Origin of the sequence: Streptomyces sp. WELS2 (assembly GCF_013870595.1) — a bacterium.
In the GTDB taxonomy this organism is placed as follows: domain Bacteria; phylum Actinomycetota; class Actinomycetes; order Streptomycetales; family Streptomycetaceae; genus Streptomyces.
The window spans coordinates 1-4,395 of the sequence record NZ_JACBWZ010000543.1; the positions used below are offsets into that span (position 1 = coordinate 1).

General features: G+C 72.4%; 4 protein-coding genes and 1 pseudogene. 3 read left to right on the forward strand and 2 right to left on the reverse strand.

The features are described 5' to 3' along the window. Positions 1 to 307, forward strand: a pseudogene (locus H5J33_RS25185) (hypothetical protein); the annotation flags it as partial. A 76-nt stretch (positions 308 to 383) separates the two neighbouring features. On the opposite strand, the gene H5J33_RS25190 reads toward H5J33_RS25185, so the two are convergent. Further along, positions 384 to 1,235, reverse strand: a complete 852-nt coding sequence (locus H5J33_RS25190) for an alpha/beta fold hydrolase (protein ID WP_181797160.1) — start codon at positions 1,233 to 1,235, stop codon at positions 384 to 386. 114 nt (positions 1,236 to 1,349) lie between these two features. Further along, positions 1,350 to 2,555 (reverse strand): MFS transporter, encoded by a 1,206-nt coding sequence (locus H5J33_RS25195; RefSeq protein WP_181797161.1) that lies wholly within the window; start codon positions 2,553 to 2,555, stop codon positions 1,350 to 1,352. Positions 2,556 to 2,676: 121 nt separating this feature from the next. Here H5J33_RS25195 and H5J33_RS25200 point away from each other — a divergent pair, with 121 nt between their 5' ends. Both H5J33_RS25200 and H5J33_RS25205 read left to right on the forward strand, forming a co-directional pair. Further along, complete coding sequence (locus H5J33_RS25200) at positions 2,677 to 3,126, forward strand: MarR family winged helix-turn-helix transcriptional regulator (RefSeq protein WP_181797162.1); 450 nt, start codon at positions 2,677 to 2,679, stop codon at positions 3,124 to 3,126. Positions 3,127 to 3,350: 224 nt separating this feature from the next. After that, positions 3,351 to 4,395, forward strand: a 1,045-nt coding sequence (locus tag H5J33_RS25205) for an acyltransferase (RefSeq protein WP_181797163.1), incomplete at its 3' end; no start/stop codon positions are given.

Here is a 4,395-nt window from a genome sequence, read left to right on the forward strand (position 1 = left end):
GGCGCCCAAGCGGCCGGACGACGTCCCCGCCGAGAAGCCCGCCGACTTCCAGGCCGCCCTCCGCGCGCTGCGCCAGGACCCGTCCCTGCGCTTCACCGAGGTGGGCCGGTTCCTGCTGCGCATGCTGGAACCCCAAGTACCCCTGGCGACCCAGCAGCAGCGGATCCTGCACAGCGTTCCGGGCCACTGCGCCCCGCTGCTGTCCGCCGCCGCCCGTGCCTACGCCGACTCGCTGCGCAGGTTCGCCGACCGGCTGGAGTCCGAGGTCGCGGTCACCGGCCCGGACGAGGTCTGGCGTGCGTCCTGACGGAGCGTCCACGTCTGGCGTGCGTCCTGACGGAGCGTCCACGTCTGGCGTGCGTCCTGACGGAGCGTCCACGGGATCAGAACGGCAGTACGGCATCCGGCAGTTGGGGGCGCGGCGTCCGCTGCGGGCGCCGGCTCGCGATGAACCCGGCCACCAGCTCGGCGAACCGCTCGGGCGCCTCGAAGGGGAAGGCGTGTCCGCCGGCCACGTGCGTCAGGCGGGCGCCGGGGATGAGCTCGGCCATCCGTTCCTGGTGGTACGGCGGGACGACCGTGTCGTCGGTGCCCGCGACGACGAGCGAAGGCGCCGTCACCCGGGGCAGCAGCGGCGCGATGTCGACCTCCTCGTCGAGCCGCAGCTGCCGGGCCGTGCCCTCCGGGCGGAACATCGCGGCGAAGGCCGCGACCTCGCGCTCGAACGCCGCCGGGTCCCGGAAGTGCGGGGCCGTGGCCCTGAAGGCGGTCAGCAGGACCATGCGGGCCAGCAGTCCGGTGTCCGCCGCCAGCAGCCGCCGCCACAGGGCGAACTGGGCCGCCATCCTGGTGTCGCTCGTCGCCCATCCCGCGTGCAGCACCAGCGAGCGGACGCGGTCGCCGGACGTGGCCGCCGCCGCGGCCGCCACGCACGCCCCGAGCGAGTGCCCCACCAGATGGAACTCCGTCAGCCCGGCGTCGTCGGCCGCGGCGGTCACCTGGCGGGCGAGGTCGCCGACCGTCAGCGGCGCCCCGGTGTCCGTGGTCGTGCCCGCGCCGGACAGGAAGGGGGCCACCACCGTGTGACGGGGACGCAGTACGTCGATCAGGTGGCCGAAGTTGCCGTCCGGGGTGGCCCCGGTGCCGTGGACCAGGACGACGCCCTCGCCCGAACCGGTGTGCAGGTACTCCACCACGCTCGGGCCGGACGACAGTTCGGTGCGTACTCGGGGCACTGGTGCTCCTTGTCGGGGAAGAAGTCGGGCCGCCGGGCAGGAGGCCGGCGGAGGGCGGGCCCGCGCCGTCGGCGCGGGGCCGCGCGGGGGCGGGCGAGCGGGACGCCGTCGCGGTCAGCCGCCGGAGGAGGAGGTGGGGACCGGCGCGGCCGGAGCCACGGGGGCGGTGCTGTGCCGGCCCCGGCGTTCCATGCCCACGGAGACGACGGCCAGCAGGATGCCGACGGTGGTGATGACGGCGCCCACCCAGTTCGGGGAGGTGTAACCGAGGCCCGCGTCGATGGCCACGCCGCCGAGCCACGCACCCACCGCCGCGCCCAGGTTGAAGGCCGCGATGTTCGCCGCCGACACCAGCGTCGCCGGTCCGCCGGCCAGCTGCATGACCCGCGTCTGGAGCGGCGGGATGGTGCCGAATCCGACGCCGCCCAGCACGAACAGGGTGATGACGGCGGTCACCTTGTTGTGCGCGGTCACGGTGAAGAGCAGCAGCACGACGGCGAGCGCGATCAGCAGGGTGAAGATGGTCGCGGTCAGGGCGCGGTCGGCGGCCTTGCCGCCCACGTAGTTGCCGACCACCAGCCCCAGGCCGTACAGCGCCAGCAGCCAGGTGATGCTGGACTCGGAGAACCCGGCGACGTCCGTCATCATGGGCGTGACGTAGGTGAAGGAGGCCAGCAGGCCGCTGAATCCGATCGCGGTGACGGCGAGTGCCAGCCAGACCTGCGGCTTGCGGAAGGCCGCCAGCTCCGCGCGCAGGTTGCTCTCCTCGGCGACCGGTTCGCTCGGCACCAGGGTCATGATGCCGAGCAGGCCGATCAGCCCCAGCGCCACGACGCCCCAGAACGCCGCCCGCCAGCCGAAGTGCTGGCCGAGTACGGTGCCCATCGGCATGCCCAGTACATTGGCGAGGGTGAGGCCGGTGAACATCAGCGAGATGGCGCCGGCCTTCTTGTCCGGGGCCACCAGGCCCGCCGCGACGACGGACCCGACGCCGAAGAAGGCGCCGTGGCACAGGGCCGACAGCACCCGTCCGGTCATCAGCAGACCGTAGGTGGGCGCGAGTGCCGCGACCAGGTTGCCCGCGATGAAGAGCAGCATCAGGCCGACGAGCAGGTGCTTGCGGCGCACCCGGGTGGTGGCCGCGGTCAGCACGGGCGCTCCGACGACCACGCCCAGCGCGTAGCCGGAGGTCAGCAGACCCGCGGTCGGGATGGAGACGTCGAAGTCCGCGGCGACTTCGGGCAGCAGGCCGTTGGTGACGAACTCGGTCGTGCCGATACCGAAGGCGCTGATCGCCAGGGCCAGCAACGCGAGGGGCATGGGTGTCCTTCCTTTGTGCAGACGCTCATTGCAAGCGTGCACAACAGTTGCGCACGCCAGCAATGGGCGCAAGCCGATAGCGTGCACACGCATTTCTGATCGAGAATCCCAGGAGGCGCCCATGTACATCCCCGACGACTCCTCGGAGGTCCGCGTACGCGGCTGGCGCACCCTCGCCGCCCTCCACTGCGACCTGGAGCGGACCCTGGAGGGCGTACTGCGCCCGCACGGCCTGTCGGTCGTGGAGTACACCGTGCTGGAGGCGCTGGCCCGGCAGGACGGCTGGCACCTGCGGATGAAACAGCTGGCCCGGGTGGCCGCGCTCAGCGACAGCGCCGCCACCCGCATGGTCAACCGGCTGGAGGCGCGCGGCCTGCTGGCCCGGGTGCTGTGCACGACGGACCGGCGCGGGGTCTCCACCGAACTGACCGCGGCGGGGCGGGACCTGCTGGCCGCGGCCAAACCGGCACACGACACCGCGCTGTGCCGGGTCCTGGAGCAATCGCCGCTGATCGGCGAACTGGCCACCCTGCTGGGCACCCTGGCGCAGGCGGACGAGCCCGCGCCCTGACGCCGGCGGGGTGTGCAACTGAAGAGATCAGCGGTTGCACACCCGGCTGTCCAACTCACCCGCCCGCGGCGCGTGGTTGCTCACCTGAGCAGCCACTATCGTCCAAGGCCGACGAACTCCGGGGCCGGTAGAGGCCGTTGACGACTCCCCGCCCCGCCAGACGACCTTCCCCCTCCCCACCGGGCGGCCGGGCGCGCCGCGCCGTGCCGCCGAAAGGAGTGACCGTGCCCGACCGGCAAGCCAGCGGGACCAGGCAGAAACTGCCCTCGCTCACCGGCCTGCGGTTCTACGCCGCAGCGCTCGTCTTCTGCTTCCACACCTCGCTCACCAAGATGGTGGACCCGTTCGCCGACCGGGATTTCGCCGACGACTACGGCCTGCTCTTCAGCAAGGCCGGCTGGGCGGGGGTGTCCTTCTTCTTCATCCTCAGCGGCTTCGTGCTGGCGTGGTCGGCGCGGCCCGGCGAGCGGCTCGGCTCCTTCTACCGGCGCCGGCTGCTGAAGATCTATCCCAACCACGTCGTCACCTGGGCCCTGACGCTGCTGCTGTTCTCCTCGACCGTCGGGGGAGTGTCGGTGTGGCTGCCGAACCTCTTCCTCGTGCACTCCTGGATACCCCGCCTGGGCACCTTCGTGAGCGTCAACCAGCCCAGCTGGTCGCTCTGCAGCGAACTGCTCTTCTACCTCCTCTTCCCGCTGCTGTGGCGCTGGGTCAAGGGCATCGGGAGCAGCCGGCTCTGGGCGTGGTTCGCGGTCACCTTCGCCGGCCTGCTCATCACCCAGATCGTCATCGGCACGGCCGTACCCGGCACTCCGCGGCTCGCCGAGTGGCCCCTGTCCGAGACGCAGTGGTGGCTCGCCTACAACATCCCGCCGCTGCGCCTGTTCGAGTTCGTCCTCGGCATGCTCATGGCCCGGATCCTGCGGGAGGGGCGGTGGATCGGCCTGGGCATCGCCCCCGCGCTGGCCCTGACCGGCGCCGGCTACGCCCTGGCCCTGGTGGTGCCCTGGCAGTACGGCCTGAACGTCACCCTGGCCGTGCCGCTCGCCCTGCTCGTGACGGCGGTGGCGGCCGCGGACGTCACCGGACGCCCGACCGGTCTGCGGGGCCGGGTCATGACCCTGCTCGGCGAGATCTCGTTCGCCTTCTACCTGGTGCACTACCTGGTGCTCCTCGCCGTCCAGGACCTGCTGGACGGCCGGAGGTTCGCCACCCCCGCGGCGCTCGCCGTCGTCGCGGCGGCCTTCGTCGCCGCCCAGCTGCTGGGCT